The organism is Tolypothrix sp. FACHB-123, from assembly GCF_014697075.1.
In the GTDB taxonomy this organism is placed as follows: domain Bacteria; phylum Cyanobacteriota; class Cyanobacteriia; order Cyanobacteriales; family Nostocaceae; genus Aulosira.
This window is the reverse complement of record NZ_JACJRE010000005.1, coordinates 115,374-141,541: the sequence shown is the minus strand read 5'-3', so window position 1 is coordinate 141,541 and position 26,168 is coordinate 115,374. Positions and strand designations below refer to the sequence as shown.

Annotated in this window: 24 protein-coding genes, 1 tRNA gene and 1 CRISPR repeat array; of the genes, 10 read left to right on the top strand and 15 right to left on the bottom strand. The window is 40.7% G+C overall.

The annotated features are described in order from the left end of the window. Window positions 1-196: 196 nt before the first annotated feature. Complete coding sequence (locus H6G41_RS05420) at window positions 197-466, bottom strand: DUF3493 domain-containing protein (protein WP_190744320.1); 270 nt, start codon at window positions 464-466, stop codon at window positions 197-199. Between the two features lie 35 nt (window positions 467-501). Here H6G41_RS05420 and H6G41_RS05415 point away from each other — a divergent pair. After that, window positions 502-573, top strand: a tRNA-Thr gene (locus tag H6G41_RS05415). Window positions 574-921: 348 nt separating this feature from the next. Here H6G41_RS05415 and H6G41_RS05410 read toward each other — a convergent pair. Beyond that, complete coding sequence (locus H6G41_RS05410; protein ID WP_190744318.1) at window positions 922-1,161, bottom strand: hypothetical protein; 240 nt, start codon at window positions 1,159-1,161, stop codon at window positions 922-924. 692 nt (window positions 1,162-1,853) lie between these two features. Further along, window positions 1,854-2,897: a M42 family metallopeptidase gene (locus tag H6G41_RS05405; RefSeq protein WP_190744316.1), complete on the bottom strand. Its 1,044-nt coding sequence runs from the start codon at window positions 2,895-2,897 to the stop codon at window positions 1,854-1,856. Window positions 2,898-2,967: 70 nt separating this feature from the next. Between H6G41_RS05405 and H6G41_RS05400 the strand changes: the two genes are divergently transcribed. Further along, the gene (locus tag H6G41_RS05400; RefSeq protein WP_190744314.1) at window positions 2,968-3,744 is read left to right on the top strand and encodes a class II aldolase/adducin family protein; all 777 of its coding nucleotides are present in this window, start codon (window positions 2,968-2,970) and stop codon (window positions 3,742-3,744) included. On the opposite strand, the gene H6G41_RS05395 is transcribed toward H6G41_RS05400, so the two are convergent. The 3 genes from H6G41_RS05395 to H6G41_RS05385 form a co-directional block, all read right to left on the bottom strand. Next, window positions 3,686-4,759: an SGNH/GDSL hydrolase family protein gene (locus H6G41_RS05395; RefSeq protein ID WP_190744311.1), complete on the bottom strand. Its 1,074-nt coding sequence runs from the start codon at window positions 4,757-4,759 to the stop codon at window positions 3,686-3,688. The two genes, H6G41_RS05400 and H6G41_RS05395, sit on opposite strands and share 59 nt — an antisense overlap. A 462-nt stretch (window positions 4,760-5,221) precedes the next feature. Then, entirely contained in the window at window positions 5,222-6,643 is a 1,422-nt protein-coding gene (locus H6G41_RS05390; RefSeq protein WP_190744309.1) for an S-layer homology domain-containing protein, read from the bottom strand. Between the two features lie 109 nt (window positions 6,644-6,752). Next, window positions 6,753-8,255 (bottom strand): hypothetical protein, encoded by a 1,503-nt coding sequence (locus H6G41_RS05385; protein WP_306790421.1) that lies wholly within the window; start codon window positions 8,253-8,255, stop codon window positions 6,753-6,755. 125 nt (window positions 8,256-8,380) lie between these two features. Here H6G41_RS05385 and H6G41_RS05380 point away from each other — a divergent pair, with 125 nt between their 5' ends. Then, window positions 8,381-9,586: a histidine kinase gene (locus H6G41_RS05380; RefSeq protein ID WP_190744307.1), complete on the top strand. Its 1,206-nt coding sequence runs from the start codon at window positions 8,381-8,383 to the stop codon at window positions 9,584-9,586. A gap of 38 nt (window positions 9,587-9,624) precedes the next feature. On the opposite strand, the gene H6G41_RS05375 is transcribed toward H6G41_RS05380, so the two are convergent. After that, window positions 9,625-10,647, bottom strand: a complete 1,023-nt coding sequence (locus tag H6G41_RS05375; protein WP_190744305.1) for a PleD family two-component system response regulator — start codon at window positions 10,645-10,647, stop codon at window positions 9,625-9,627. A gap of 992 nt (window positions 10,648-11,639) precedes the next feature. Here H6G41_RS05375 and H6G41_RS05370 point away from each other — a divergent pair. After that, window positions 11,640-11,900, top strand: a complete 261-nt coding sequence (locus H6G41_RS05370; protein WP_190744303.1) for a chlororespiratory reduction protein 7 — start codon at window positions 11,640-11,642, stop codon at window positions 11,898-11,900. Window positions 11,901-11,993: 93 nt separating this feature from the next. Here H6G41_RS05370 and H6G41_RS05365 read toward each other — a convergent pair whose 3' ends face one another. Continuing rightward, complete coding sequence (locus H6G41_RS05365; protein WP_190744301.1) at window positions 11,994-12,545, bottom strand: DUF2854 domain-containing protein; 552 nt, start codon at window positions 12,543-12,545, stop codon at window positions 11,994-11,996. A gap of 217 nt (window positions 12,546-12,762) precedes the next feature. Between H6G41_RS05365 and H6G41_RS05360 the strand changes: the two genes are divergently transcribed. After that, a complete protein-coding gene (locus H6G41_RS05360) occupies window positions 12,763-12,945 on the top strand; it encodes a hypothetical protein (RefSeq protein WP_190744299.1) in 183 nt (60 codons plus the stop codon). Window positions 12,946-13,111: 166 nt separating this feature from the next. Here H6G41_RS05360 and H6G41_RS05355 read toward each other — a convergent pair whose 3' ends face one another. Then, window positions 13,112-13,516: a response regulator transcription factor gene (locus H6G41_RS05355; protein ID WP_190744297.1), complete on the bottom strand. Its 405-nt coding sequence runs from the start codon at window positions 13,514-13,516 to the stop codon at window positions 13,112-13,114. A 156-nt stretch (window positions 13,517-13,672) separates the two neighbouring features. Further along, window positions 13,673-15,883, bottom strand: coding sequence for a polyphosphate kinase 1 (gene ppk1, locus H6G41_RS05350; RefSeq protein WP_190744295.1), 2,211 nt, complete (start codon window positions 15,881-15,883; stop codon window positions 13,673-13,675). A gap of 627 nt (window positions 15,884-16,510) precedes the next feature. Between ppk1 and H6G41_RS05345 the strand changes: the two genes are divergently transcribed. The 3 genes from H6G41_RS05345 to H6G41_RS05335 are packed head-to-tail and all read left to right on the top strand — an operon-like array spanning window position 16,511 to window position 19,434. Further along, window positions 16,511-17,590: an ATP-dependent 6-phosphofructokinase gene (locus H6G41_RS05345; protein ID WP_190744293.1), complete on the top strand. Its 1,080-nt coding sequence runs from the start codon at window positions 16,511-16,513 to the stop codon at window positions 17,588-17,590. 33 nt (window positions 17,591-17,623) lie between these two features. After that, window positions 17,624-18,052, top strand: a complete 429-nt coding sequence (locus tag H6G41_RS05340; protein WP_190744291.1) for a hypothetical protein — start codon at window positions 17,624-17,626, stop codon at window positions 18,050-18,052. Then, window positions 18,025-19,434: a cell wall metabolism sensor histidine kinase WalK gene (locus tag H6G41_RS05335; RefSeq protein WP_190744289.1), complete on the top strand. Its 1,410-nt coding sequence runs from the start codon at window positions 18,025-18,027 to the stop codon at window positions 19,432-19,434. The genes H6G41_RS05340 and H6G41_RS05335 overlap by 28 nt, the downstream gene beginning before the upstream one ends. A 267-nt stretch (window positions 19,435-19,701) precedes the next feature. Then, window positions 19,702-19,953: a CRISPR direct-repeat array (repeat unit 37 nt; unit sequence GTTTCAATCCCTAATAGGGATTAAGTGAAATTTCAAG). 291 nt (window positions 19,954-20,244) lie between these two features. Here H6G41_RS05335 and H6G41_RS05330 read toward each other — a convergent pair. Beyond that, window positions 20,245-20,496: a hypothetical protein gene (locus tag H6G41_RS05330; protein ID WP_190744286.1), complete on the bottom strand. Its 252-nt coding sequence runs from the start codon at window positions 20,494-20,496 to the stop codon at window positions 20,245-20,247. A gap of 560 nt (window positions 20,497-21,056) precedes the next feature. Here H6G41_RS05330 and H6G41_RS05325 point away from each other — a divergent pair. After that, a complete protein-coding gene (locus tag H6G41_RS05325; protein WP_190744284.1) occupies window positions 21,057-21,896 on the top strand; it encodes a hypothetical protein in 840 nt (279 codons plus the stop codon). Window positions 21,897-22,058: 162 nt separating this feature from the next. Here the strand turns inward: H6G41_RS05325 and H6G41_RS05320 are convergent, their stop codons facing one another. Both H6G41_RS05320 and H6G41_RS05315 read right to left on the bottom strand, forming a co-directional pair. Then, window positions 22,059-23,195, bottom strand: coding sequence for a tetratricopeptide repeat protein (locus tag H6G41_RS05320; protein WP_190744282.1), 1,137 nt, complete (start codon window positions 23,193-23,195; stop codon window positions 22,059-22,061). A gap of 101 nt (window positions 23,196-23,296) precedes the next feature. Then, on the bottom strand, window positions 23,297-23,923 hold the full coding sequence (locus tag H6G41_RS05315; RefSeq protein ID WP_190744280.1) for a sigma-70 family RNA polymerase sigma factor: 627 nt from the start codon (window positions 23,921-23,923) through the stop codon (window positions 23,297-23,299). A 198-nt stretch (window positions 23,924-24,121) separates the two neighbouring features. On the opposite strand from H6G41_RS05315, the gene H6G41_RS05310 reads away from it, so the two are divergent. Continuing rightward, window positions 24,122-24,718, top strand: a complete 597-nt coding sequence (locus H6G41_RS05310; protein ID WP_190744278.1) for a glyoxalase-like domain protein — start codon at window positions 24,122-24,124, stop codon at window positions 24,716-24,718. 141 nt (window positions 24,719-24,859) lie between these two features. On the opposite strand, the gene H6G41_RS05305 is transcribed toward H6G41_RS05310, so the two are convergent. Next, on the bottom strand, window positions 24,860-25,336 hold the full coding sequence (locus H6G41_RS05305; RefSeq protein ID WP_190744276.1) for a hypothetical protein: 477 nt from the start codon (window positions 25,334-25,336) through the stop codon (window positions 24,860-24,862). Window positions 25,337-25,380: 44 nt separating this feature from the next. Then, on the bottom strand, window positions 25,381-26,076 hold the full coding sequence (locus tag H6G41_RS05300) for a hypothetical protein (protein WP_190744274.1): 696 nt from the start codon (window positions 26,074-26,076) through the stop codon (window positions 25,381-25,383). Window positions 26,077-26,168 lie beyond the last annotated feature (92 nt).

The following is a 26,168-nucleotide window of genomic DNA, read 5'->3' as shown; positions in this document are numbered from 1 at the left end:
GGTCTTTATATGGGCTGACCCCGGTTGAACAATTTTCAGTTTCTTAGAAATTTTTTTAATTTCAGATTTCCTCATATTCTTTTATTTTTTCTGTCTTGAGATTTCTAACTTTGAATAAAAGTTAATTAATCTCAAGAATCTGAAGATATATCAAGAAAAAGTCATCGCAAATTAATTACTCTACTTTAGACTCAATTTACAAACGTTTTTGTTTGCGTTCTTCCCAGCGCCAAAGAAATATCATCAAAGCGACAATTCCTACCTGAAGTAATAGATTAGGTAATCCACTCTCAATGTCTTGTCCAGCAAGTAGTTGGAAAAAAAAGATGAATGCGCCGATAAAGCCAGAAGCACCACAAGCAACATAAATAAATTTGCGCAAGCCACGGTAAGGCGCAGCCATTTCCGCTTTCAGGCGAGCATATTGTTCCGGATTCAAGGGATTTTTAGGATTTTGTTCTACCATTAGTACAAACTATGCTACAATTACCGATTGTGTGCGCCGATGTGGCTCAGTGGTAGAGCAGCTGATTCGTAATCAGCAGGCCACGGGTTCAAATCCCGTCATCGGCTTTAATTTACTATTACTCTATACTGGTATCTCCTAGATGAAGTTTGAGGAATACCTTTAATATCAGGAATTCAGCTCTGAGTACAAAATAATCTACCTATGATTACGAATCTGGCGAATTACTGGATTTAAGAGGTATTTAAGCTGAGATGTAAAACTTTTAAGTAGAGAGCAGGTAAATTATTGGCACACCGCTCTCTTGCAAGAGCAAGACTAAACAAAGCAATGCTTAAGATATCTTAACGTAATTCATCAGGCTGAATCTGTGTGGCGATCGCCTGGTATTGCCGCCCTTAAAAAGGGGATATTCTCAAATTATTTAGCTGAATCTTTAAAAAATTGCGGAATAGCTATAGAATATCTTTATTCCCAATTTGCAATTGTTTTTTGCTGCGTTTTAATTCTTTCCACAGCGATTTTATTTGCTTGTAAGCTTCATTGGGCGGAATTTTTCCACCACTTTCCAGATTACAGATATAGCTGATTCGTTGGCTAAATTCTTGTAAATTTGCATTGAAAACTAAATTTTGGGGTTGGACTTGACCGTAGTAGCGACTACGCGGGTAGAGAAAATCATCTTTACTAACCAATTATGCTTTCTCCTACTTGGTTAATTTATATTTTTCTTTACAGTCCAAAATACACCTAAAGCAATTGTTAATTTTTTCTATGCAAACTTTTGTAATATTTGCACTCATCAATAGATTAGTGACAAATTTTGCTACTTTTATCGATAAAAACAGTAAGGCTAACGTGTCTCAACTCCAGAGGTTGTATAAAATAAAGGTTTTGATTTTTCTAAGCGTAAATACTTAGCTTTTCAAATCCTTAAGGAAAAACAGTTGTCAAACAAAATCCGTTAGCCTTACTGTAAACTGACGTACTCAATATAAAGTTATGCCTTTTCAATGCCCATTTTTACTATGGGAAAAAATCATAAAAAATCAGGTCTTTGCGGTGATGGAGAAAATTCAGTGAAATTAAGGAAACAGATATTGGTATTAAATTGAATTAAACCGCTAAAGCGGCATTAGGGATTGATTTAGGTTAATGTTTTTAACTCATCGAGTCTGTGAGAGATTTTGAGAAGATTTCTCCCAAATAAATTTTCTTGACATAATATATTTAAATAAATTTCATACTTATAATTACGAATAAATTCAATAAAACCCTGTGTTATTTATTACACAGTGTTGATAAGAAATTTTGCTACTGATAGATAAGGGATGACTCTTTTCCCAATCTGTAGAAAATCAAAGCTTTTGTCTGTTTAATGGGTTAATTAATCAAACTGTGTTTGACAAAACGCTGTTAATAAATCTATACAATTAGCGATCGCACCTAGATGAGCAATTTCATAACCATGCGTATTTTGTGTCGGAAATGCCAAACAAGCAGCACGACCCACATGACCGAATTTCATCGCAATTGATGCATCGCTACCAAACTGACTTAAAATTGCTAGCTGTACTGGTATATCACGTTGCTGAGCACAGAGGCGCAGTTGCCTATTTAATGTTTCATCATACATGCCATAGGCATCCTGAGACAAGATTACAGGGCTTTTACCATCTTTAATCGGGTATTCGCTGGATAACGGACAAATCTCTAAGGCAATCAAAGCATCCAACACCTGATTTTGAGTAAAAAATAGAGCGCCAATTGCACCCACTTCTTCCTTGGCTGAAGCTACCAAATAAACATCTACTGGTGGTTGCTTCACTTGTTGCGCCAGAGCCAGGAGAATCGCCACTGAGGCTTTGTTATCTAACGTGTAGCTAGCAATATGATCCTTTAACCTGATTGGGTGTTTGCGATGCTTACCAATTACCATTCTCGTTCCGGGACGGATACCTGCTGCTGCTAATTCTTCTGTAGTTAATTTTGTTTCAATCCAAGCATTTTCCCACTTTACAGCAGTATCTTCTTGTTGGACTTTTTGAGGTGATTCATGGGAAACGTGACGGGAACCAAAGCTGAGAATACCACTAAGAGTGTGATTATCTCCTAATAAATCAACCACACCTTCACCGTAAATCCACGGATACGAACCGCCCAGCTTGCGGACTTCTAAGCGTCCGTCATCGCCAATATTTTTGACGATACCGCCAATTTCGTCTTTATGGGCAGTAATAGCAATTGCTCTTTCGGGATTTTTACCAGCAATTTTAGCAATTACATTGTCAGCGCGATCGCACCAAACCTCGACACCGAGATGAGCAAATTCCTGAAGTAGAAATTGGTTAATTTCCGTTTCTACACCACTAGGCGAATGGTGCATGACTAATTCTGCAATTATTTTAAATAACTGCTCGTAATCCCACATAGAGATCTGATGTTAAGTTAACAATTAAGTATAAATATTTTTACCTAAAATCACCAATTTAGGGGAAAAGATGCAAGCTATATCTAGAGCCAAGCCAAACTTTTTTCAACAACCAACCTTTGCTTCGTTTAAAGAAGAACGACTGCATCGTCAGCAACGCCTAGCCGCAGCATTTAGACTATTTGCGCGCTTTGGGTTTGATGAAGGGATTGCAGGTCATATCACTGTCCGCGATCCAGAACATCCGGAGCAGTTTTGGGTAAACCCCTTAGGAAAGCACTTCGGTTTAATGCGCGTCAGCGACCTAATTTTAGTTAACCAGCAAGGTGAGGTAATTGCAGGCGATCGCCCAGTCAATACAGCTGCTTTTGCGATTCATTCCCAAATACACGCAGCTCGTCCTGATGTAGTCGCAGCAGCTCACGCCCATTCTATCTATGGTAAAAGTTGGGCTAGCCTGGGTCGTCTCCTCGATCCTTTAACCCAAGATGCTTGTGCTTTTTATCAAGACCATAGCTTGTTTGATGACTATACAGGCGTAGTGTTAGAAGTCGCAGAAGGTAAACGCATCGCCCAAACATTAGGCAAAAACAAAGCCATAATTCTCAAGAATCATGGCTTGTTAACAGTCGGTCATTCCGTTGATGAAGCTGCCTGGTGGTTTATCACAATGGAGCGTTCTTGTCAAGCTCAGTTACTTGCCCAAGCAGCTGGTCAACCTCAATTAATCAAACCAGAATCTGCCACTATTGCTCATCAGCAAGTAGGAGGGCATGATTTAGGTTGGTTTAGCTTTCAACCTTTATATGAGTTGATAGTCCACCAGGAACCCGACCTACTATCGTAAGTTGTGACTGTTTGCGTTTGCGTCTGATAGCCGCTGCTGTACCCCAAGCTGCTATAGCCAATGTTCCCAAAGCTGGAGAGGGTTCGGGGACTGACTTTGCCTCAATTGCATTTAGTGCTGAAGTGGCAATTAACTTATGAGTAGCAGCTGTTGGGTGAAACTCATCCCAAAATAAATACTCGTCGGGATTAGAACAAGTGATGAAAGTTGTGGGACTAGTGAATGTTAGACAAGCATCACTAATATTCTTAATGCCCAGTTGATCTTTATTGGCGATCGTCTGCTCAAATAAAGAATAAGCATCAACATAAACAATGTTGAGATCCGGTTTTTGGCTCAAAACATTCAGCGTTTGTTCTAAGGCTGAGTTAAAACTTTTGGTTGCTAGGCTAAGGTTTTTAGGATCTCGACCACCGATTTTAGCTGCTGGCAGCTTGCTCAAATCGGGCAAATTAAACACCATCAAATTTTTTACACCAACTGTATCACCTGCTAAAACATTCAACGCTTGTGATACATATTGGGCTGGGGTAATAAAGTCTGTCTCATCAAGAAATAGAAAATCATTAGCACCAGCCCAGAAAGTATAAAGTGCATCTGGGTTAGCCTTTTGGTTACTTTGTTTTAAAGAATCTTCGTAACCTAGAACTTGTGCCAGCGCCCCTGGTAAACCTAGTCCGGGCACAACTGCATTATCCAAACCCGTAGAAGCACCGCCAAAAGCAAAATTTATCCCTTCTGTAGGATTAATCGGATTAGTAACTAAAGTAGGTTGTAAATTTAGCTTATCTCCTAGCTCTTCCACCCATATAGGCCCATTGGAAAAACGTCCATCTGCATACGGTGGGCTTGGAGGGTATGTTTGCCCCAATGAATTATATGTGTTACGACGATCGGAGAGACTATCCCCAAATACGTAAAGCTGATTAAATGTGGTGATACTTGCAGCATTTGCCTTGATTGGCAACATCAAAGGTAAGAGAAAAAATCCTGCCTGAATAAATTGTTTTTTCATGATTATGTAACTTAGGTACTCTTGACAATATATGAATGGAAAACATGGGAATAATTTAAATAAAATTACTGATTTTTGATTAATTAATAGCCAAAAATAGCATTTTTTCTCAAATTTTTGATTTTGCTTACGTATGTTTGATGAGATAAGTAAATTACGTACCAATCAAATATAAATTAAAATGCTTTTCTGTGCCTAAATTTACGTAATTTTTATATATACAGCCTATTTGTTTTACAAAAAATTCTCAATGTCCATCCTGAAAATTATCCTTGTGGGCATGACTCTGCCCACTTTACGCGATCAATTAGGTACGTAAGTACTAAAAAACAGGACTTTAAATCCTAGCTTGAAAATAGACGCGGCGACGTGGCGACGAGGGGAATGAGATTTTCATCTTTGGTTGTGAGATTTTCTCGTGATTAGCTAGCTAGCTAGCTTGAAAGTGATTCACGCTGACTATTAGGTTTGTGGACGCTGTAACTTTAAAGCATCAACCGCTGATACTCCCTCACCTTGCGAGCCAAAATACCACAGTGCTGCTGCGGCTTCAGCGCGAGTTACGGGTTTTTTCGGTTGAAACAGTGTTGTATAACCAAATACCCGACGAATATTTGATTGTTCGCCATTTTGGTAATCGGCTAATACTGCTCTTAAAGCTTTAGGGTCAATTTTCCCTACATCCTGAAAACCCCAGGTTTGTTTAACTGCATCTAAGCTAGCAGCGGGTAAGGCTTGGCGACTATCCAAAGGTATTTTCCACAGTAGCAACTGCTCCCGCGTTAAAGGTGCATCAGGACGGAATAAAACTGCTGTGGTGTCACCAGATAAAGAACTAGGAATTAATCCAGCTTCGGCTAATCCCTGAATTGCTGAAAAATCTGGATCTTTGGCGGAAACATCAGTAAAAGCAGGTTGGGCGCTGTCTGCGGCTAGACGAATCTGTTTGGCTGGATTATTTGCATACATAGCATTGTTAGCAGCTACTAACCAACGAGCATATTCTCGCCGAGTAATGGTTTTACTGGGGGCAAATTGGCTAGTTTTTGCTTGGGTGTTGTTTTTGATAGCTTGTATAGCTGGAGACAAAACACCTAATTTAGCTAAATCCTGAATATGCTCTCGCACTTGTGGTGGTGCTTGGTTGATATCAGTGAATACAACAGATGTATTAGTAGTGGCACTAGATACTTGAGGATTCGTTACAGTTCCCGGTTGTGTGGCTGCGTTGGTTGGTAGTACAGGGCCAATAAACTGCGGATCGCCTGGTTGAGGAACCCCGCTAGGAATTTGGGCGTTATTAGTTTCTGTCTCGCTGGGGCTGCTAGTTGGCGTAGCTTGCGCCGTTGGCGTGCTAGATGGTAAATACTCAATTAATAATTCAGTGGCTGTTTGTGGCTGATTAGGCGCAGGATTGGTTACTGATTGAGCTTGAATTGAAACCTTAACCAGTACATTATTACGCTGCGCCTCAAAAACGCCGCCAACATCATCGCTAGGTTTTTGGTTAATCTGCCAATTATTAGCTTGGAACTGATTGCTATAGAAATTGGTAATAAAATTGCTAGGATCGGGACTTAGCCAGCGAGTTGATACTTTTTTTTCTGCGTCACTAGCAGGTGTAACTGTTTCTAGTTTGGCATTGGGATATAAAGGGATATCTTGAGGAAAATCAACTGGTAATTGTACGGTTGATTGGTTTTGTTGTGCTTGTAGTTGTTGATCCTTAGCTTCACCAAACACAACTGGGTTAGTTTGCAACTGAGGATCTGCCGCCAAAGATTGTTCTAAGTTCTTGGCGGTAGGACTGTTAGCACAGGCTGTTAACGAAGAAAGTAAAACAGCCAAACTCAGAAAAACAACTGGATTTTTACTGGGCAGCACAGGAATCAATCAAATCTAGTGTCAATTCCTACCCTAGCGCAGACTGTTCCATGAAAGTTAAAGCCGGAAGTATGAAGTTGATGAATTGGTGAGTGGTCAGTGGGGTTTTTTATTTAATGGCAATTTGGGGTTCGGGGAATTGATGTAAAACTCGCCAAAGGACGGTGTAGCTACCATCAGCACGGCGACGCACTGGTCGAAATGCCAGCAAGATATCACTGCTAGGTATCTTTTTTAATTGATTGAGAAATTGGCGCTCTTGTGGGGTCAGGGGTTTACCAGCGACAATCATATCTGGCAGTTGAAATTGTAGCGATCGCACTAAATAAGTATGATTTAATTCTGCTTTTGCATTAGCAAAAATCACTTGGTTTAAATTCCAGTTCTGGTCTTTACCCGTGATAAACCGTCGCCGTTCTACTTGTAACTCTTCTAATTGCTTGGGCGGTTGGTAATTTAGGAAAAATTCTCTTGTAGATTGGGTGACAGCCTTCAACTGAGAATCTAACTTACTTAGGGAAATATCGCCCAAATCTACCATGAAACTGTAGTCTACACCTTGATGCCTTAATTCAAAGCGATCGCCAACGATTTGAAGTGCTAGACTGGGAGTAAAACCGCCTTGAGCAACACCCAATAATGGGAAAGGATAGCGTTCACTCACACTCGGTGCTAAGCGATTCTCAAGCGTACTCAGTGGACGCTGGTAAGCCAAACCAGGTAACACGCGAACAATGCCAGTCTGAGGTAATTTGAGAAAAGTAGCGTAGGTTTGGGGTTCTTGGGGATCTATGTCGTAAGTAAAGCGGTCAAGTATGGCCGAAGTTTCCTGAGGATCTGTAAATTGATTTGGTAAAGGAAATTCTACTTGGGCTGCGGTCAAGAATTTCTTGGCAGATGCTAGGGTCGTTAGCACTTCTTCGGGTGCGGCGATCGCGGGTGGCACAGTTGGTATATAGTCAGCTATAGCTGTTTTGGCCGTCCTACCAATAATTATTTGTGGGGGCGAAGCTAAATTCTGAGCTTGGATAGCAAAAGGTGTCGCTAGCTTGTCAAGCTGGGGATACTCGATCGGCGCAATACTCAGCACCGGATCTGATTGTCGCTCACCCGTCACTAAGGGTAGGCTTGTAACTAAGGCTAGTTCTCCCCGCCGAGATAATAATCGATCTAGTATAGGAGCCAGTTTTAATAATTCTTGGTTAGATGCATACAAAGAGCAGTAAATTTTTAATTGTGACCTATTTAACTGCTCGGCTAAAGGGGAATTCTGAGTGATATCCACTCTGGAGGTACATACATTTTTAGGGCTTTGATTTTGACGGGTGAGAAAAGTGTCTACCAACTTGGTATAAACCGTTAGTTGCCCTTGCACGGCTCGCATCTGATTGGCATCAGGTGAAACCATAGCTTGCTCAACACGAGCTATCAGATTTATCTGTTGCTGTATCAACTTCCTGGCTGTAGTATAAAAGCTTTCATTGGCTGGTGCTGCTGCCAGAATTAGTTTCCCAGAAGTTGCTGAAGACCTATAATCAAGGTTTTGATTGCCAACTGGAATAGAAATTAAAGAAAAAGGAAGCAAAAGACTAAAAAAAATGTATCTCATCATTAAAAGCCCTGGACTGATGGGAGTATGAAAAATCTAAAATAGATATTAAATTTAAAAGAAAGAACGACCACCGACAAGCGTCAGTCCATTTTCAATGTTCCTCAAGCGTCGCCGGGTTGTTACCAGTGCTGAAACAAGATTACATGCCAGTTTCCCAAGACCAGCCGATCTCTTCTGAGGCTCCGCTCCAGCTGTTGCTATTTGTCGATGGACGCCCCAAGTCCCGGCAACAAGTACAGCGAATCCGTACTTACTTAAAAGAACTACAAACTGGGTATCGATTTGAACTACAAATTATTGATGTGGGACAACAACCATATATGGCGGAACACTTTAAATTAGTGGCAACGCCAGCGTTAGTCAAAATTCACCCAGAACCCAGACAAATTATTGCGGGAAGTAATATTATTGGCCAGCTGAAAAACTGGTGGCCGCGTTGGCAAGCAGCGGTGGATACCTATGTGAAGCTTCAGGAAGATTTACAAGAACGTTTAGACGAAACTGGTCTGGTAGTATCGCCACAATCCAATATTAGTTCGGTGGCTGTTTCTGCCGAACTGATCCGCTTATCAGACGAAATCTTTCGCTTGAAACAGGAACAAGAGAAACTTCAAGAGCAATTGCAATTTAAAGACAGGGTAATTGCTGTTCTGGCCCATGATCTGCGGAATCCTTTAACTGCTGCGGCGATCGCCATAGAAACTCTCCAATCTAACTACAACATTGAAACTGGCCAATTTCAGCGCCTCAAACCAGCAATGACAGCGCACTTATTAAAACAAGCCCGCAGTCAAACCAAGATCATTGACCGTATGATTACGGATCTTTTACAAGGTGGTAGAGGCAATGATACAGAGCTACCAATAGTACCGCAAAAAATGGTAATCGGCAAACTCTGTCTTGATGTACTCGAAGAATTACGCGATCGCTACACTGCTAAATCCCAGCAGATCGAAACAGATATTCCTAAAGATTTACCCTATGTTTACGCCGATCCAGAACGCATCCACCAAGTGTTGATGAATCTGTTAGACAATGCCATTAAATATACGCCAGCAGGCGGCAAAATCAGTGTTACGGGACTGCACCGCACTAGCCAAAAAGTCCAGATCAGTATTGGTGACACTGGCCCGGGAATTCCTTCGGAAAACCGCGATCGGATATTTGAAAATCACTTCCGTCTGCAACGAGATGAAAGTACAGAAGGTTATGGTATTGGCCTTTGTGTTTGCCAACGCATTATTCGCGCTCACTATGGTCAAATTTGGGTAGATTCTGTTCCCAATGGTGGTGCATGGTTCCACTTTACATTGCCAGTTTATCCTTCGTAATCACTGCATTTGTTGGCTGTCAACGCTTATCTACTCAATCATTTGAGAATAATGCGATCGCGCCCTTCGGCCTTTGCTTGGTAAAGTGCCTTATCTGCCTTGACAATCAAATCTGAGGGAGAAGATTCCCAGGTAGGAACCATAGTCGCCACACCCATACTCAAGGTGACATACTCGCTGACCTCAGAGCCATCATGCACAATTTTTAAATCTCTCACTCCCGCTTGCATCGCCGCCGCAACATGAACTGCACCAACAGCATGGGTATGGGGCATAATTACAGCAAATTCTTCGCCACCATAACGGGCAACTAAATCTTGATTCTTTTGTGCTGTATGACTTAAAACCTTACCCACCTTTTGTAAGCACACATCTCCAGCGGGATGACCATATCTATCATTGTAAAATTTAAAAAAATCAATATCGCATAAAATCAGCGATAAAGGCGCTTCTTCTTGCGCTAAATTAATCCACTGCGTATTTAAGTAATCATCAAAGCGGCGACGGTTCGCTAACCCTGTTAAACCATCAACGTTAGCAATATGCTGCAACGCCTGATTTGCCGCCTCTAATTGTTTATATACCTGTGCTTGTTGTAACAATCGCCGTAAACGCTGGCGTAAAACTGCCCAGTGAATGGGTTTGGTAATATAGTCCATTGCCCCGGCCTCAAATGCGCGGTTGACAGACTCTTCATCATCCAAGCATGTAATCATTAATATGGGAGTCCGCTCCCATAATTTAGAAATGACAGTATTATTCAAAGCCGAGTCAGTATCAAAACTGGCCAGAGCTGAAATCAAGTTATTTCTAGCAATCTTCAGCAATTGCTTACAGCATGTAAAGCCATCCATCACCGGCATAACTGCATCTAGCAAGACTATATCCGGTTTGATAGTATCGTAAGCATCTAAACATTGCTGACCATCATTGACTTCGACCACTCGATAGCCTTCTTGTTCCATAGCTTTACGCAACAGCACTCGCATGGTCTTATCATCATCAGCCACTAAAATCAGTGGCGGTTGTTTAGAAAGAGAAAATGGACTTATGCCTGACATGAGTTGCGTTCCACAGAAATTGAGAGTATCGGTAAGGGCGAACTTGATAAAACTTGCCCCTTGAACCAAATCGCTTGGGAGCGATAATTTTTTGTAGTATTCACAATCCTATTGAACAAACGATTTGGTAGAAGCTAAGTCAGCAAAGCAAAAAGCTTTGATTGTAGCTAGAAAAAAGACTGTCCTCCCAAACAAGAGAGATAATTGCTCCTTCATCACCAACACTTGGCACAAAGGTATATTTTGATGCAGGACAGTAGAATCCTCAATTATTCTCAGCCAAGCAAACGGTAGATGACTAGGTTCCATAAGCAGTTGATGTGAAACACTAAGGCAATTTTTACCTTCTTATCCAACTAAGGACATGGGAAGAAATTTATTATTTATATTTCCCTACTGCACAAGTCAAATTGTCATTTTTGGGAAAACTTCAAATACTTACCTTTCTTTTTTAAGTTATACGCCGATTTTTGCCAGTAGCAGTAACAGCAGATATTAAGTATTGGCAATAAGTGATTAATTCAGTGAAAACCCTGATGTTAAACTGAGTTTAATGCGCATCAACAGTCTTTTGTTAGGTGTTAGTTTTCACAAGCAAGCTTGGAGCAAAAGAGTTTTACTAGCAAACATGAAAGTTGTTTTCATAAAAAATCTCAAGAACCCAACTATTGATCAATTAGGCTGAGTTATTGCTGAGGGTACGATCTCATCAGAAAATTTAGTTAATTTATTATTTAAAATTATTCTTTTTAAAAAGAAAGGAAACTATGAACAACTAAGAAAAAGCAGCGTGAAAAATCAACATTCTAGTAAATTTGTCAGGAAGCTAGTGTTTTGCACTGATTATGGGGTTGCAAGTAACTAGCCGTGAATATTGCACAATAGATTCTGAAGATTCTGATTTTCGCTTAAAATATAGAAGGTTATGGTCATGAATAAATTCTGCCATTGCCAAAATAAGCAATAGTTTGAAAATTAGCTATATACTCTCAATGCCAGATTCATTAATGTATGCCGAGGACTATTTTGTTGTCCTAGAAACAAACCAACCAGAACAATTTTTGACCGCCTCAGAGTTATTGGAAAAGCTCAAGACGGTTCTACAACAACTAAATTCTCAAGATTTACCGCCAGATGTGCAAAAAATTAATGGCTTAGCAGAACAAGCTAAATATTTAAAAAATACGAGTTGTGAGTTAGATTTAGGCCCCGGAGAATATCTACAGTGGTATGCAGTACGTTTAGAGAAATGAGTTTTTATTCAATAATCAACAGTCAACAGTCAACAGTTCCTAGCCTAAAATTGCTGAACAAATGACAAATGACCATTGACCATTGACCATTGACTATTTTTCTAGAATAGTAATCAGTGCCAGTTCAATTTTGTTTTCATCTGGCTGCGTGATTTCTACTTGAACTCCAGGTCCGAAGTATTTAGTCATTTTTTCCTGCTTTTGCTGCCAAACATCAATTCCGATGAGTGGCGAATCAAATTCTACAATTAAGGCGTAAGCACCATTAATTTCTTTTTCTTTTAATCCTGTAACTATTGGTCTTTCTTCATCTGTAGGACTCAAACCTAAATAAGCAAGTGCTACATCGAAATGGGCTTTTTGTCCATAGCAATATCTGGTGATATCTTTACGAATTTTATTTTGTGTAACTGTTGCTTGTTGTTCGCGCAGCTGCAAAACTTCTGGTGTAGTAGTTTGAGTAAAGGGTATGGGCTTTAATTCATTAGCTTTGAGTGCTAATCCTCCCAGCAATAGAGGAAACCCATAGAAAAATCCGACAAGATTAAGTGTGGCATTATCAGCGGCGTAGGCAACAAATCCACCGATAGTTAAAATACTACCGACAGTTAAACCGAGTGTTCCCAAAGAAAGTTGGCGTAGCATGAGCTGAGGTTAATATAAATTCTGAAAGCCTTAATTTTAATATCATCGGATATGAGTAACATCTAAGGGAAGAGTATCAGCTAAAACTACTCGGTGATTACGGTGCTGCTAAAGCTGGATTTGATTTCTCCACTGAACCTGGTTGAACCAGTAAATTTCCACCCTGGTCTTTTTTGCGTTAATTTAAACTGGAAGATAGTTAAGGAATGTAAAAACAATGGATATACAGACTATAAAAGAACGAATTGCTGCTGTTGAAAGCAAGCGCGATTACCTACTCAGCCTACTAGAACAACCTAATCTAGGAACTTTGAGAATTGATGTCAATCAAGCTTTGGAAGAATTGGATGATTTAATGGACGAATTTAAACGCACTATTCCTCAGACAGAAAATAACTAGGCTAATCCAGCCTTCACAAAAAGCAAAACTGCGTCAGTATAGCTTGAGTTAATAGCTATACTGACGTTTTTATGTAAGAGAATGTCCCTAGTCTCCAGATTTGAACCGCGCATCGGTTCATCCAGATACTTTGCTGTCTCATCTATTGTTTACCTCAGTTAGCTGTTTAGGTATCACTTTTGCGGGTTCCTAACTCTCTAACTAAAGCTATCAGTTCGTGGGTTGGGACATCCTTTTTACAAACATCATCAAAGCTAGTCATGGCTTTTGTCTGCTGCAAATTTGCATCCTCTATGGAAGAGTAAGCTAGGATTTGTGTCTTTGGGGCGATCGCTTTAATATGATTGGAGGCACTCCAACCATCCATTACTGGCATTTGTAAATCGAGCACAATCACGTCAGGATGATGACGCTTCACCATTTCGATGGCTTCTTGACCATTCTTGGCTAAACCGACTACTTGAATATTTTCTTGGCAAGAAAAAGCTAATTGTAGCGTTAAGCGTGTTAATTCGTGATCGTCAACCAAAAGAACACGTAAGGTAGAAGACTCACAGGACAACATTAACATTCAAAGTAAAAGACTAAGTACTATAACTTTTATAGTTTAGGGGAACAAGTGGCAGGAATTACTCTATCCTATGGTTGAATAATTGCCTTCATCCTAAGGATAAATAATAGAGTTTTTGTGAGGAGTTATTAAAGTTTTCTCAAAGACAGAATTTTTCTAGTTGTCAAGATAGAAAGAATTCTTTTTATTGTCAATGAGATTTGCGGCTATGCTGGTTGAGCGTAGTGCCATATTAATGAAAGTTTTTTGTGAGTGGGCTTCAGGGGCGCGATCGCCTGGATGGCGTTGAATATAGCTACCATTGCCTTGTAACTCCCAAGCTTGACGGTTATCTGCTAGCATAATTCCCAGAATTTCTTGCAAATCTTTGGCAATATCTTGGTCTTGGATAGGAACGATCACTTCTACGCGGCGATCCAAGTTGCGACGCATCCAATCGGCACTACCAATGTATATTTCTTCTTGAGCATTGTTGTAAAAATAAAAAATTCTTGAGTGTTCTAAAAAGCGACCAACTATGCTAATAACCCGAATATTTTCACTGATGTCTTTAAGTCCAGGTCGCAAACAGCAGACTCCGCGAATAATTAAATCAATTTGCACTCCCGCCCTGGATGCTTCATATAAAGTGGCGATAATTTGGGGATCGACTAAGGAATTCATTTTGGCGACAATCCGCCCGGTAAATCCATTTTTTGCATTGTCGATTTCGCGATTAATTAATGCTAAAAAGCGATCGCGCATGTTCACAGGGGCTACAAGTACTTCTCTGTATGACTTTTGTCGCGAATAACCTGTTAAAAAGTTAAATAAATCAGTGATATCCGCACCGATTTCTTCATTACAGGTAAATAATCCTAAATCTGTATATAGGCGTGCGGTTTTTTGGTTGTAGTTACCTGTACCGATATGTACGTAGCGGCGCATCCGGTCTTTTTCACGACGCACTACCATGATAGTTTTACAGTGGGTTTTTAAGCCGACTAAACCATAAACTACGTGAACCCCTACTCTTTCTAACCTTCTCGCCCAGTAAATATTATTTTCTTCGTCAAATCGGGCTTTTAACTCAACTAAAACCGATACCTGTTTGCCATTTTCCGCCGCCGCAATTAAGGCGTTGACAATAGGTGAGTCGCCGGAGGTGCGATAAAGGGTCATTTTAATCGCTAGCACATTCGGATCGTGGGCGGCGTGGGTAATAAAACGCACCACTGTCGTAGAAAAAGATTGATAGGGATGGTGGACTAATAAATCTCGTTCCCGAATCACCGCGAAAAAGTCCTTTCCTTCTTCAACTTCGGGAAGTTCCGAACTAACGCTAGGTTCCCGTAACCATTGGAGGCGCGAAGGAACTACAGACTGTCTGGGTGGATCTTTAAATTCTGGCAATGATAATGCCATGAAGTACATTAAATCTCGCAGTCCCAAAAGTCCATCGACTTCATAGACATCGCTTTCAGTTAATTCTAAATCTTGTAATAAACGCGATCGCACTGCTTCGGGTGTTTGCGATTGAATTTCTAATCTGACAGGAGTACCACCAATGCGGCGCTTTCTCAATTCCTGTTCAATGGCTAACAGCAAATCGTCGGCTTCATCTTCTTCCAAGGCTAAATCGGCGTCGCGGGTAATGCGGAAGGGATGATATTCCTGGATATTCATTCCCGGAAATAGGGAATCTAAGTTATGAGCGATCGCCTGTTCTAAGGGTACACCAGTCCAGTGGGCAGGTTGACCGTTGTGTTGAATTCCCAATTCTGGCGGTAAAGGTAAAAACCGGGGTAAAACTTTCGGAACTTTAACTCTGGCAAAAAATTCTTCTTCGGTTTCCGGATTTTTGACAACAACTGCCAAATTTAAACTCAAATTAGAAATATAAGGAAAGGGATGGCTAGGATCAACAGCTAAGGGTGTGAGAACAGGAAATATTTGTTCTTCAAAGTAATTATCCAGATAATTGCGCTGTTTATCGCTTAAATCTATATAGTCCAGAATATGTATATGATTATTTGCTAGCAGAGGTCGCAGTACTTGCTCAAAATGTTGGTGCAGTTTCGTCACCTGAGGACTGAGTGTAAACCTGATATCATCTAGCTGTTGTTGTGGCGTGCGCCCATCAGGACTTAATTGAGTGACTTTGGCCTCGACTTGTTGCTTTAAACCTGCAACCCGTACCATAAAGAATTCATCTAAATTCGAGGTAAAGATTGCTAAAAACTTGAGTCTTTCTAGCAGTGGTGTGCGCTGGTCGCAAGCTTCATGTAATACCCGGCTATTAAACTCTAACCAGCTTAATTCTCGGTTGAGATAATATTGTGGATCGTTCAGATTAATCGAAGTACCGCTCTTTTTGGATTTTGGCATGATCGCTTGAAAACACAAAGGTGCCGCCCATCATCAACCATAGTAAAGGAAATGGTGTCCGGCTTTGTGGAGTTTAGCAAAATTGCGTGTTAAAAAGCGATCGCTAACTGTATTGATTTGTTAAAAAGCTTTAAAAAACTAATATATATTCTGGTACGCAAATGTTTGTACAATAAGCATCTTGCGTGAATCATATTGGCAAAGTTAGATTAATAGTTTTTTCTTTATTCTCAGTTGCTAAAGCGCTCAAAGCTTGCAAATGTATCGGTTCAATTAAGGATTGTTTGTCATAGATTTAAGGGCAAGGGCAAATAAATAATGTGGGGCGGTGCAATGAAAATACTTTCAATGCTCAATGGGCATTGGGCATTGGGCATTGGTAAGGGTTTAGAGAACTCCAAAAAAAATTATTCCGTTTAAGCTGTTGACTGTTGACGGTTCACAGTTCACAGTTCACAGTTCACAGTCAACAGTCAACAGTCAACAGTCAACGGTCAACGGTGAACAATCGTTGCGAGAATATTTTTTACCTAGAAGTTCCTTAAAGATGATTGACTTACCAATATAGTCAAGTAAAACCGCGCCTCAGACTAATCAAAAAATTTCATTTTTGAAATGTAAAAAAATATGGGAGAATCTAAGCGTATTGGCATTCTGACTAGTGGTGGTGATTGCTCTGGTTTGAATGCAGCGATCAGATCTGTAGTGCATTGTGCTGGTGAAAAAGGTTGGGAAGTATTAGGAATTCGCCAAGCAACTTTAGGATTAATGGCGCGTCCGCCGCAAGTGACGAAACTGGAAATAGACCAAGTAGATCCCCTGTTAACTTCTGGGGGAACAATGTTAGGGACGACAAATAAAGGCGATCCCTTTGCTTTTCCGATGCCTGATGGTAGTTTATGCGATCGCTCTGAGGAAATTATCGCCGGTTACCATCAACTTGGTTTAGATGCCTTAATTGGCATTGGTGGTGATGGTAGTTTGGCAATTCTCCGCCGTTTGGCGCAACAAGGCGGCATTAATTTAGTTGGCATTCCCAAAACCATTGATAATGATATTGGCATTACTGAACATGCCATCGGTTTTGATACGGCGGTTAACATTGCCACTGAAGCATTGGATCGCCTACATTTTACCGCCGCTTCTCACAGTCGCGTGATCATTTTAGAAGTGATGGGGCGTGATGCGGGACATATTGCGATCGCAGCGGGAATTGCTGGCGGTGCAGATGTAATTTTAATTCCCGAAATTCTCTACAATATTGACCACATTTGCCACAAGATTAAACAACGCCAAGAACAAGGCAAAAACTATTGTTTAATCGTCGTTTCCGAAGCCGTGAAAACTCAAGAAGGTGCCGCCGTCACCATGACTAATAGCTTGGGACAATCACGATATGGTGGTATCGGTCAATACCTAGCTGACCAACTAAGCGATCGCATCGGCGCAGAAACCAGAGTCACCGTTTTAGGGCATTTACAACGAGGCGGTACAGCTTCCCCCCTAGACCGCCTAGTCGCCGCCGCCTTTGGCGTCGCCGCCGTCAACCTCATAGAAGAAGGTAAATACGATCACATGGTAACCTGGCAAAATCGCCAAGTTTTCGCCGTCCCCATTGCCGAAGCGATCGCTCAATATAGAGCAGTCAACCCAGGAGATACCCTAGTCAAAACTGCTCGCGGTTTAGGCATTTATTTGGGAGATTGATGTTATTGGGCATTGGGCATTGGGCATTGGGCATTGGGCATTGGGCATTGGGCATTGGGCATTGGGGTAGGGGGGCATGGAGTTGAGTTAAAAGCCTCATTCACGGAGCAAAAAGCCTCGTTCGCGGAGCAAAAAGCCTCATTCACGGAGCAAAAAGCCTCGTTCACGGAGCAAAAAGCCTCGTTCACGGAGCAAAAAGCCTCGTTCGCGGAGCAAAAAGCCTCGTTCACGGAGCAAAAAGCCTCGTTCGCGGAGCAAAAAGCCTCGTTCGCGGAGCAAAAAGCCTCGTTCACGGAGCAAAAAGCCTCGTTCACGGAGCAAAAAGCCTCGTTCACGGAGCAAAAAGCCTCGTTCACGGAGCAAAAAGCCTCGTTCCTATGCGATACTTCTATGACCCATGCCCCATGCTCCATGCCCCATGCCCAACATAAATCATGTTTCAAGCTACCCGTCGTCGTCTAGCTCTTTGGTATACTGCTGTCACTGCTGTATTACTTCTACTATTTGCTAGTGGCGTATATTTATATGTTCGCAGTACCCTAGTTGAGCGGATTGACGATACCCTCAATCATGTAGTGGAAATCGTCGAGCGATCGCTTGTTATCGAACCAGTTAATAGCGGTACTGACACTTTACGCATTAATGTAGAAGCCAGCTTCCGGGATAATGCTGATACTGTAGAAGACGACCACATTGATTTGGAATGGTTCAGTCCCACTGGTGAGTTATTATGGTCAACTCTCACCACACCTTTAAATATTCCTATACATGGCAACCGCACTGGAGAAACGGTACATGTTTATAAGCAAGAGGGTTGGGGAGAATCGCCAGTTTTATTACGCCAAGTCACCCAGCGCGTCGAAGTAGGCAGGCAAGTATTAGGCTATTTGCGTGTTAGTCATCCTTGGTTTGAAGTTACCAAACCCAGTCGTCAGTTAATTTTTGATTTAGCACTGGGTACGGGATTAATGGTTTTGTCTGTAGGTGCAAGCGGTTGGTTTCTTTCAGGGAAAGCGATGGAACCTGTAGGAGATTCCTATCAACGCTTGAAACAATTTACCGCCGATGCTTCCCACGAACTGAGAAATCCCATAACCTTGATTCAAACTAACGTCCAAGTAGCCTTAACTGATTTAGAGTTAGCAGAAGGGGAAGTTACTACTTCCTCACATTATCGCCAACAGTTAAAATTAGTGGAACGACTAACCCAGCGTTTAGGGAGGTTAGTCAATGATTTACTATTTCTCGCTAGACAAGATAGTGGTATCAGCAAAGATAACTTTTCTGCTTGTCCTTTAGATGCGTTGCTGATGGAAGTGGTAGAAGAACAGCAATTATTAGCCACAGAAAAGCAGATTGCTTTGACTTTGCATTTAGTTGATGCTCACCATAGCGATATTAGCCCTGAGTTGCTAGATAATTGGTTTACCCTGGCTGGTAACTGGGATCAATTGGTGCGATTGTTTACTAATTTAATTGGCAATGCTTTAAAGTACACCCCTGCGAGTGGACAAGTAAATGTAGAATTGGCGCGTCTCGAAGGAATCAATCGGGTTCCAGGATTGCGCTACAGTAGTGCCCAATTACAAGTTAAAGTTAGCGATACAGGGGTTGGGATTCCCCCAGAAGCATTACCAAGATTATTTGATCGCTTTTATCGCGTAGATCCAGCACGTACCCACATCACCGAAAACACAGCTTGCGACATTTCTACAGGTTCGGGGTTAGGATTAGCGATCGCTCAAGCTATTGTCGAACATCACCAAGGTCAAATACAAGTTGACAGCAGCTTTGGTAAAGGTACTACTTTTACAGTGACTTTCCCTGTCACATTTGAGCCTTAATTCTGTTCTCAACATTTGTTTTAACTCAGAAAATTGTCCATTCTTCAGGTAAATACAAACAATAAATTATCCTAAATTGTAGGGGCGGGTTAAGCGAGATAGTCGTGAATTATTGGAGCATATCTGTGAACCCGCCCCTACTAAAGTAAACTGGGGATAAATAATAATTTTTAGTTAGCTTTAGCTACTTTTGCTATTAGACTCCGAATTCATTCGGAGGTGGGCTATGAGCTTAGCGTGGTTTCACATTAAGTTCTCAAATAAATCGTTTCAATCCCTAATAGGTATTAAGTGAAATTTCAAGCATTTAGATTAATCGCAGAGGATGAAGCCCAAAGTTTCAATCCCTAATAGGGATTAAGTGAAATTTCAAGAGAGCGAATTGCTGAAACAGGCTTTTGCTTTACTTCGTTTCAATCCCTAATAGGGATTAAGTGAAATTTCAAGTAATCATCCATCCCCTTGGCTTGTCCTTCCGGGATGTTTCAATCCCTAATAGGGATTAAGTGAAATTTCAAGTGCGGAAGCCTGAAAGCTAATTAATATCAGGTTTTCAAGGTTCTGTTGCGCGGACAGGTCAATAATAACACAAGCAATAGTCAAAAAGCAAAACCAAAATCGCTGAAAGTTATCCTGCGTAGGAAGCGCGGACGATAAAACAGCAATAAAACTTGCAAGTATTACAGACAAAGAGTTTCAGCCGCTTTTATGAAAATCCCGTTTTCAACACCTACCCATCCGCGCATTCTATCTAGCAAACCGTAGGATTTGACCCCGGAGTGGGCAATACTAAATTCTCTCAACTCATAATTAATTTTCTGATTCTTCCACTGTATCTACTTTTGCCAAAGCTGTAGTAGCTTCCGTCAACCCTGCAAGAGCTACAGCTTTAACATTTCCGTGTTTTGCGCAAGCTGCAAGAGCTTCCGTCAACCCTGCAAGAGCTACAGCTTTGACATTTCCGTGTTTTGCGCAAGCTGCAAGAGCTTCTGTTAAACCTGCAAGAGCTACAGCTTTAACATTTCCGTGTTTTGCGCAAGCTGCAAGAGCTACAGCTTTCACGTTTGCGGCTCATACGCAGACTGGAGTAAGTTGTAGCTCAATGTTTGCGTATTTTGCGCAGACTGTAATCATAATTCTCTAAAAGTCGGCAATTGATGCCCACCTAGTAATCTATAGTCAATCCTAAATAGACCACCTTAATTTTAATATTTCTAGAAAAGAAATTAAATTTCTAATTGATGAAATAATTTCATCATCTAAGCTGATTGAATTATAACTAATGATTGATTTCCTCATTCTTCAGTAGTAAACATTATCTTTAATTTAATTAAAATTTCAAACCTCTAGTAAGATACATCAAATAAAGACAATTGCTAAATTAATATTATCAAAAGCGGCAATAAGGCTTAATGAAAATACGTCTTAAACTCAGATTATTCCCTTTTTTTTGTGCTTGGGATAATTGTGATTATCTAATGGAGACGGCAGTCTTAGCCATTATAAAAAGCAGATAAATTCAATATTTAAGAGTAATAATTGCCAAGTTATTACCTGATTTAATTTGCTGATTTATCAAATGTACCAATAATTCCAGTTGAAATTTTTCTAGGAGTGAACTCATGAATAACAAGTCGCACAAGTTTCGCAAATCTGCTGAGTTTTTAGCTGCTCTCTGTGGCGGTGTACTAATGAGTATGCCAGCATTAGCCCAAACACCAGTTCCTGTAACTCCACAGCCTAGTTCTCCTAGCGGCAAAGTCAATCCTTGTCCGAGAATATTTTACGAAGAACCACACAATAGCCGTGTTGTAGTTCCCCAAGGATGCCCACCTAATGCTTTAACTCAACAATTGCAATCTCAAGGAACACTTCCTTATAACTATAATTCTGGGGCTTCTTCACAAAATCAAACAGGTGTAGGTGGAGAAACACCAGGAAGAACAACAACCCCAGGACTTAACCCCAATCCCGGTATTTTAAACGAAGCACCTTACAATCGCTCCCAGCAAAATACACAAACTGGTAGTTACGGTACTTACTCTACACCCCAGCAAAATACACAAACTGGTAGTTATGGTACTTACTCTACACCCCAGCAGGTTCCTTCAACATCAAATTCTGTAACTTCTCCATCCCAAAGCCCAGTTGCTACAGTCGCACTACTCGAAAATGCTAATGTTAATATCAGGCTGGTAAATGACACTGGAGCGAATATCACTTATCAAGTTGTTGGTGATACAAATGAGCGATCGCTCGGCGGCCAATCTGATGTAATATTACAAGGTCTACGTGCGCCTATAACAGTTACATTCCAACGTGCAGACGGCGGATTAATCTCCGTTAATGCCCAAGCTTCAGAAACAGGTTTGTTGGAAGTAAGATTAGATGAAACAACAGACGTAGCTCAAGACAAAAAAGCCATGAGAATTCAATCTAATGGCTCAGTGTTTTTGAATTAGTCAGTTGTTAGTAGGGGCGGGTTTATTGAGAATATCGTTGATTCAGTGAGGATATTTGTGAACCCGCCCGTACAGTTGTCAGTTGTCAGTTGGCAGTAGTAGGAGCAATACTCAGCATATCTAATGTTTTGTTAAGCATAGCCCTACCTGCTGCTAATCCAATCACTGCTTAGGCATTTTCAGCAATTTATCGACTAAAAACACCTCTTGCTTACTATCTCCCATATTTTGGGCTATTATTAGCGCTCTTTCGTAGAAATGACGGGCAGTTAGATATTTATTTAACTGCTCGTACAATTGAGCATAGACCATGATAGCTTTGAATTCATCGCGCAAATTTTGCGTATCTCTAGCGATTTCTAAGCGTTGCTGTAATAAATCAAAAGCACGTTCATAACGTCCGACAGAACTGTGAGAGGCAATTAAACCATCAATCGATCTTACATAATTAATGCGATCGCTTGTGGTTTTAGCTATCCGCAAAGCCGCGCCATAGGTTCCAATAGTGTCAGGATAATTTCCCATTGCGAGGTAAGCCTCACCCAAATTATTCAGGGTATTGGTTTCACCTAAAATATCACCAACCTGACGGCGGTAAGTTAAAGCCGTTTCGTACAATTTAATAGCCTTGTTGTAATTGCCTAACCTAGCATTTACTAGCCCTAAATTACTCAAAGACAGCCCCTTTCCGGCAAGATTGTCAACATTCTGGGCAATTGACAGAGCTTCCTCTACTACTTTACCCGCAGAGCTATATGCTCCCTTTTGCAGCAGCACAGTACTAATATTATTCAGTGCGAAAATTTGCGACTGAAAATCTTTTGTATCACGCGCGATCGCTAACTGTCGCCGTAATGCATCTTCCGCTTCCGTAAATCGGTTAAGCTGAATATAGGACTTCGCTAGTAATCCGTAAGTTTTACCTTGGGCTTTATAGTCTCCCAAAGAGTGATAAATTTCCAGCGCTTGTAAGCAAGAATCAATTGTTTTATCAGCAGCACCAGACATTTGCTGTTGCTCACCGATACGCAATAAACTGTCTGCTTCTTCTCTGGAGTCTCGCAATCCGGGATTATTTAACGGGCGGTGTAGTTGTTGGGTAATATCCACCGCACTGGCTTTTAAAGGACTCAAAGCCATAGCCAAAATTAACAAGCAAATAGCCAAAAATTGGGATTTGCCACCCCGGTACGAGGTGAGGATAGCACAATCCCAACTCCCCAATTCATAGCTTTTTGATTTCCGGGGGGGATTCATATCGACAATGCTAGCCTCTGGTAAGAAATACCTTTGTTTCATAAAACTTACCTGAGAAATTTCGCTTTTAAGTAGAAGGTTTTATAAGTCAAGTTTAAATTACCTTGTTTTTAGATTTGTATGTACTTCTACTTAAGCTAGGATTAGGCAGCACCTTCACCTAAATAAATAGTACGAATGTCTCCAGGTAATTTTGCCTCTAACATACGATATCCTTCCTGAAGAAAATTGGCTACTTCAAGCGGGGTAAAATTTTCACCCTCAGCTTGCAGATAAGCCGCAATTCTCGTTTCACTCCAGCGAAAAGTTTGAGCCATTAACACCACAAACCGCAATACTGGTGGTAGTTGTTCCAAAGCTTGTTCCACATAACACCAAAAAGCTGGTGAAGTCGCCTTGAGAGAGTAATGAATAGCTTCTGTAGGTGGTAGTTCAATTTCGTTAATACAGAAAGCCGTGATATTAATCAGCCAGTTTTGCAGGGTTAAAGGTTCTTGATCTGCTTGGGAGCTTTTGTTTAAATCTAGTCCACCCAGTTCATAGTAAATATGTCGCCAGGTAAGGGCAAACAGATAATCTGCTTGCACAGGCGATCGCGCCGAGTGGCGAATCAAGGTGTAGACTATCGGACTATAGCGGCAAAAAATCGCCGTAAAGTACTTCCCCGAATCCGGAGAGTTTTGAAAAGAAGTTAGCAGTTCTTGGTCACTTTGATGAAATAGTGACTTGACTAGGGGGTGGTTAGCTTCAGGAAAATGGGGTATTTGCACAAGTCGTCGGGTTGATAGTTGTTAAAATATGTGGGGCTGTAGTTTCCCCGGTTAGCGCACAATATCTTTATATTTGTCTGTGAGACTTCAAACTTCAGACACTAAAGTTATTGATACACTATAAACAAAGAGTTAATTTTAGTCTTAATCGACAATCATAAAAGCGTCTCCCCTATACAATAAATATTTGATTTATTCATGGTTATAGTAGCTAGCGTGATACCATTACTGCTCAGTCCTTTGACTTTAGCCTCTTTTTTGCCTTCTTTGCCCCTAGATAGCCTATTATCAACCCAAGGTATTATGGTGTTGCTACTGGCGGCTTATGCTGGTGCAATGTGGATGTTTCTCACCAGTGCGCCAAAAGTGCATACTGTCATGGTTTCAGATTTGGAGATTGCACGACAGTTGTATGAAGGGCTGCTAGATTTACCTGCGGCTGAAGTGCCTTTGCATTACTACTACAACTACGAACAAACCATCGGCGCAACCAGCATAGACCCGCTTTATATGTCAGCTGGTTCCAGTTTCGGTAGCAGAAGCATGAATAATGCTAGTGAAGGTTTGTGGTATCAGTTAAAGAAAAATACCCAATTGCACGTAATTACTGGCGCTAGTTTAGGCACTAAAAATCAGCAACGCCATGTCTGTTTCGATCGCGATTGCTTAGAAATGATTTTACTGCGAGTTGAAACACGCGGTTTAAAGTTTAAGATTCGCAACCAAAAGCCCCTTAATTTTTTAGTTAAGGATTATGAAGGGCGCGTTATTGAAATGGCTGAAGTTGCCAATTAGCTTACTTTCAAACAATAGTATCAGGGTCAGCATTTCCCACCCTGATACTATTTAACCCGATGATGATAAATATTGAGTTAAGGGCGCGTTAACGAAAGTGATAACGCGCCTTTATCATCTGTAATAGAGAGGAGAGGAAAATTAGAGAAATTGACTCTGATATCTGACGGAAATTTCTTGCAATTTATTTAAAACTTTTGCTACTAAATCACAAAGTTCAACATCTACAAAATTGTTACTACTATTACGGTTGTTGTCTTCTATTAAGCTATTACTTAAAAAGTCCTTAAGCGCAAATATTCTTTCTGCTTCTGGGAAACTAAAGTATTTTTCTAGCTTCTCTGCAATTTCGGGAATTGGTTTATTCGCTAGCTTCTGGCGTACTCTTACGGCTATGGAGTCATCACTTTTGAGGAAATCAGTCACTGAGTCTACAAAACTCTGCTGTTCTTCTTCTTCCCACTTTTCCCACCAGTCTCCATCTACATCCTCAACATACTTATCTACATAATCAAGTCCATAAGTCATCCAATTTCTTTGTAATTCCCTAGCTGCTGCTAAATGCTCTAAAAATTTTTCCAATCTTTCTTGAGGTTCAAGTGACCTTTGTTTCCCCATAGTTGTGTAGTTTCGTTAAGACAGTACAGGAAAAAGACTTAAAACTATAAACTGAATTTTAAATAAACGCCTGTTTTTAGGCGATCGCTGTTATACAGTGATATATTCACTAACTGAGTGACAAAATCCGTAATGTGGGGGTTATAACTTAAAAATAAACCTCTATCTATGCCCCATTGTTGCAAGGTGTTTTCCCAATTATCAGACTTTTCTTGAGAAAATTCATCCGAGAGACTCGTAATCTGAATACACAGTGGTTGCTGCTCTCTATTACTTATAATTATATCAGTTGCCATTGAAAAATCTGCTATATAGCAATGCCAAAATGTCCCTTCTCGATGAACCACATCTGTAGCGATCGCTCTTAATATATTGATATCCTCTTGCTGAAACTCCCCGGCCATCAATTTTCTTTTCCAGATAGAAAACTTAGGATCTGGTTGATTGAGCCATTTGGGAAATAAATACTTATACCAATAATATTCTGATGGCGTCATCCGCTCAAAGTAATGCTGTTGCTCCTCTGGTGATTCCAACGCTTGAATATCCAACCAAATTATTGCATCTTGAATAATTTGTTGCAGAAAAAAAAGGACAAATTTTTTAGCTGTCAAAGAACCAGGCTTAACATCTTTAACCCAGCGATTTATATCTTCTAATTTTCTCGCTAAACCAGGATCAATAACAGATGCTTCCTCTATGAGTAATCTTAATTGTTTTTTAATATCTTTGGCTTGCAAATAATGATAAACCTCAAAACTGGAGTGAGTCGCTGGAATTTTAAAATTATTTTATAGCATTCTCACCTAATAACCTGCAAAAACCTTAAACC

Coding starts and splice junctions, on each gene's coding strand:
- H6G41_RS05370 (WP_190744303.1), top strand. CDS start 11,640: ATGCCAGATTCATTAATGTATGCCGAGGACTATTTTGTTGTCCTAGAA.
- H6G41_RS05385 (WP_306790421.1), bottom strand. CDS start 8,255: ATGATGAGATACATTTTTTTTAGTCTTTTGCTTCCTTTTTCTTTAATT.
- H6G41_RS05335 (WP_190744289.1), top strand. CDS start 18,025: ATGTTTCAAGCTACCCGTCGTCGTCTAGCTCTTTGGTATACTGCTGTC.
- H6G41_RS05325 (WP_190744284.1), top strand. CDS start 21,057: ATGAATAACAAGTCGCACAAGTTTCGCAAATCTGCTGAGTTTTTAGCT.
- H6G41_RS05360 (WP_190744299.1), top strand. CDS start 12,763: ATGGATATACAGACTATAAAAGAACGAATTGCTGCTGTTGAAAGCAAG.
- H6G41_RS05365 (WP_190744301.1), bottom strand. CDS start 12,545: ATGCTACGCCAACTTTCTTTGGGAACACTCGGTTTAACTGTCGGTAGT.
- H6G41_RS05320 (WP_190744282.1), bottom strand. CDS start 23,195: ATGAAACAAAGGTATTTCTTACCAGAGGCTAGCATTGTCGATATGAAT.
- H6G41_RS05305 (WP_190744276.1), bottom strand. CDS start 25,336: ATGGGGAAACAAAGGTCACTTGAACCTCAAGAAAGATTGGAAAAATTT.
- H6G41_RS05310 (WP_190744278.1), top strand. CDS start 24,122: ATGGTTATAGTAGCTAGCGTGATACCATTACTGCTCAGTCCTTTGACT.
- ppk1 (WP_190744295.1), bottom strand. CDS start 15,883: ATGCCAAAATCCAAAAAGAGCGGTACTTCGATTAATCTGAACGATCCA.
- H6G41_RS05405 (WP_190744316.1), bottom strand. CDS start 2,897: ATGTGGGATTACGAGCAGTTATTTAAAATAATTGCAGAATTAGTCATG.
- H6G41_RS05355 (WP_190744297.1), bottom strand. CDS start 13,516: ATGTTAATGTTGTCCTGTGAGTCTTCTACCTTACGTGTTCTTTTGGTT.
- H6G41_RS05395 (WP_190744311.1), bottom strand. CDS start 4,759: ATGAAAAAACAATTTATTCAGGCAGGATTTTTTCTCTTACCTTTGATG.
- H6G41_RS05345 (WP_190744293.1), top strand. CDS start 16,511: ATGGGAGAATCTAAGCGTATTGGCATTCTGACTAGTGGTGGTGATTGC.
- H6G41_RS05400 (WP_190744314.1), top strand. CDS start 2,968: ATGCAAGCTATATCTAGAGCCAAGCCAAACTTTTTTCAACAACCAACC.
- H6G41_RS05420 (WP_190744320.1), bottom strand. CDS start 466: ATGGTAGAACAAAATCCTAAAAATCCCTTGAATCCGGAACAATATGCT.
- H6G41_RS05375 (WP_190744305.1), bottom strand. CDS start 10,647: ATGTCAGGCATAAGTCCATTTTCTCTTTCTAAACAACCGCCACTGATT.